Source organism: Lentisphaerota bacterium, assembly GCA_016873675.1.
GTDB lineage: Bacteria > Verrucomicrobiota > Kiritimatiellia > RFP12 > JAAYNR01 > VGWG01.
Genome location: VGWG01000180.1, coordinates 1 through 3,368, shown reverse-complemented (window position 1 = coordinate 3,368; position 3,368 = coordinate 1). Strand labels below are relative to the sequence as shown.

General features: G+C 61.1%; 1 protein-coding gene. It reads left to right on the top strand.

What is annotated here, in order from left to right:
• Positions 1 to 3,368 (top strand): hypothetical protein (locus tag FJ222_12395; GenBank protein MBM4165221.1); only part of this gene is annotated, 3,368 nt, incomplete at both ends.

The following is a 3,368-nucleotide window of genomic DNA, read 5'->3' as shown; positions in this document are numbered from 1 at the left end:
TATTGCCGCATCCGGCAATTACTACACGTACTCCCTTGCGCTGAAGAGTGACGGCACGGTCTGGGCCTGGGGTGATAACACGTACGGCCAACTTGGCGATGGAACAACCACCCGGCGGCTGACGCCGGTAAGAGTGTCAGGGCTCTCGGGGGTGGCGGCTATCGATGCGGGCAACTATAGCGCGATGGCGCTGAAAACCAACGGCACAGTGTGGGACTGGGGGTACAATGTGTACGGCCAGCTTGGCGATGGAACAACGATCAATCGCAGTACGCCTGTGCAGGTCAAGCTGTCGGACGGGAGCGCGCTTGAGAATGTAATAGATATCGACGCCGGATCAAACCATGCGGTGGCGCTGAAGAGCGACGGCAGTGTGTGGGCGTGGGGCAGCAACGGATACGGCCAACTCGGCATTCCCGATCCAAACATCTATCCGGAAGAAGTGACTGGTCTTGCCGGCGTCACCAACGTGGCGGCCGGATCGAGCCATACCGTGGCGCTGAAGACCGACGGCACAGTCTGGGCCTGGGGATACAATACCAGCGGTCAGGTTGGCGATGGAACCACGACCACTCGCAATGCGCCCGTGCAGGTTAAGCTGAGTGGCGGCGCGCCGCTGAGCGGAGTTGCCGGTATCGCTGCGCGAGATAACAGAACGGTGGCGTGGAAGACCGATGGCACGGTGTGGGCGTGGGGCGAGAACTTCTTCGGCCAGCTTGGCGATGGGACGACCATCACGCGGTTAAACCCCGTGCAAGTGATCATGCAGGATGGAACGGCTCTGTCCAATGTGACTGCCGTCGCGGCTGGATCATCTCACACGCTTGCCTTGAAGGAGGACGGCACCGTCTGGGCTTGGGGTAATAGCTCGTCTGGTGAGATCGGCGATGGAACACAATATACGAACCGGCTGAATCCCGTGCAGGTGCTGATGGCGGATAGAACGCCACTGAGCGGGGTTGTTGCCATTGCCGCGGGACAAGTTCATTCTCTTGCGGTGCAGGAAGACGGCAGTGTCTGGGCGTGGGGGTATAACTACTGGGGCCAGCTTGGAGATGGGACGACCACCACACGGTTGAATCCCGTGGAGATTCCGGACTTCTTTGGCGTGGTCGTCATTGGAGCGGGAAACTACCACACCGTGGCGATTCGGGAGCGACAACCCTCTGTGCGTGTATCGGCCAGCGTCAAAGGCGTGACCGTTCCGGAAGGCGGCACGGCGACATTCCAGGTAAAGCTCACGGCGGCGCCGGCCGCAACGGTGACGGTCATCGCCACACGCACCTCGGGAGATGCCGACATAATGGTCCAGTCGGGAACCAACCTGACATTCACCACCGCCAACTGGAGCACATATCAGACCGTGACCCTGGCCGCGGCCCAGGATGCGGATACGGAGAACGGCAGCGCGGTGATATCACTGATGGGGGTTGACGTCGGCGCGGTTGTGACCGCCACCGAGAACGATAACGACGCGCCATTGACGGTCGGCGCCGGCGCGGGCGGGACGGCAGCGCCTGTCGGGATAACGAATGTGACCAAGTATTCGGGGATGGCGATTGTCGCCACGCCGGATAGCGGCTACGTCTTCGACAACTGGAGTGTGGTCAGCGGCGTGGCCAGCTTCGGCGACCCCCTGATCTCGAATACCACCGTGACGATCCATGGGCCTGCCGTCGTGCAGGCCGGATTTACTCCGGCCGGCGTCAATCGCAGTCCCACGATTACCTCCGCGGCCTGGACCGATTCCAGTACGGTGCGTCTGCCGGCGGGAACCGTGGTGCATGTCGCGGCGTCTGACCGGGATGACGATCCACTTACGTACACATGGAGCGCGGTCAACGACGCCGATAACGTGACCTTTGCCGCCGGGGGCAGTGCGGACAGCGCCGTGAGCTTCAGTGCGTCCGGTTTCTACGTCCTGCGCGTGACGGTCAGCGACGGCCGGGGCGGCAGTGCGATCAGCGAGGTGAGCGTGACCGTCAAGCCCGTGATTCTGCCTCCGACTATTACGCAACAGCCTGCCGGCCACACGGTATGCAAAGGGCAGGAGGCCCTATTCTGGGTCAATGGCACGGGTGAGGAAAGGTCGTATCAGTGGTACCGCAACGGCGTGCCGATCTCATCCGCCGTGGGAAGTACCTTTTCCATTGAGAATACGATCCTGGCCGACAACGGCGCGAAGTTCAAGGTGGTGGTGACCAACCCGGCGGGAAGCGTGACCTCCGATGAGGTCACACTCACGGTGTTGGACGAGGCGACCGGCACGGGATTGAAGGGCGAATACTTTAACAATGTGGATTTCACGGAGCTGCTTCTAACGCGGGTGGATCCCAACATCCAATTCGGCAGTTACGGCGGATGGACCTATCCGTTCCCGTTGGATACCTTTAGCGTGCGTTGGACTGGTCAGGTGCGGCCAAAGTACAGCGAAACGTACACCTTCGAGACGACGCACCAGGGAGGCGTCAGACTCTGGGTGAACGGTGTGATGCTGATAAGCGCATGGGATCCGGCGAATGACAGGTCGTATAAGCGCCAGGGCACGATATTACTGGAGGCAGGCCGGAGATACGACATCCAGTTCGAGTACGGAGGCATATCCGAACAGGGTAATGTTCAACTGGAATGGTCCAGCGCGCATTCCAGAGACCAGTTTAACAATATGAGTTCTAGCCAGATGTATCCGGCGAAGGCGCCCGTGACCCTGGTGACGAGCCCGTCGGTGGTCAGTGTTCCGGAAGGCGGCACGAACACCTTCCAAGTGAAACTGCCGGCGCAACCGGCGGGCGATGTCACCGTTGATGTGTCCTTCGTTTCGGGCGACACCGACATCTCGGTCCAGTCCGGCGAGAACTTGGTCTTTACCACGAACAACTGGGACACGTACCAAACGGTAACCCTGGCTGCAGCCAATGACGGGGACATCACCAATGGCACGGCCACGATCATCTGTTCGGCATCAGGAATGTCAAACGCCACGGTGACGGCGGTCGAGGTGGACAAGTCCACCATCCTGACACTGCTGGCCGGACCGGGCGGCACGGTTTCGCCCGCCGGCGCGACACAGGTGGACAGGCTTGTGGCCACGCAAATTGTCGCGACGGCGTCGCCAGGCTATCGCCTTGCGAATTGGGCCACGGCGGTCGGTTCGGCGATCATCGGCGACGCCAATGCCACGAGCACCACGGTGACGATAGACGCTCCGGCGACACTCGTGGCGAACTTTGTTCAGCAACTGTCCATCCTGACGAGCGTCGCCGACCTGAGTGTGCCCGAAAGCGGCACGGCGACGTTTGGTGTCAAGCTCTCGTTACAACCTGCCGGCAGTGTTGTGGTTGCGGTCGCCCGTACGGCAGGCGACAGCG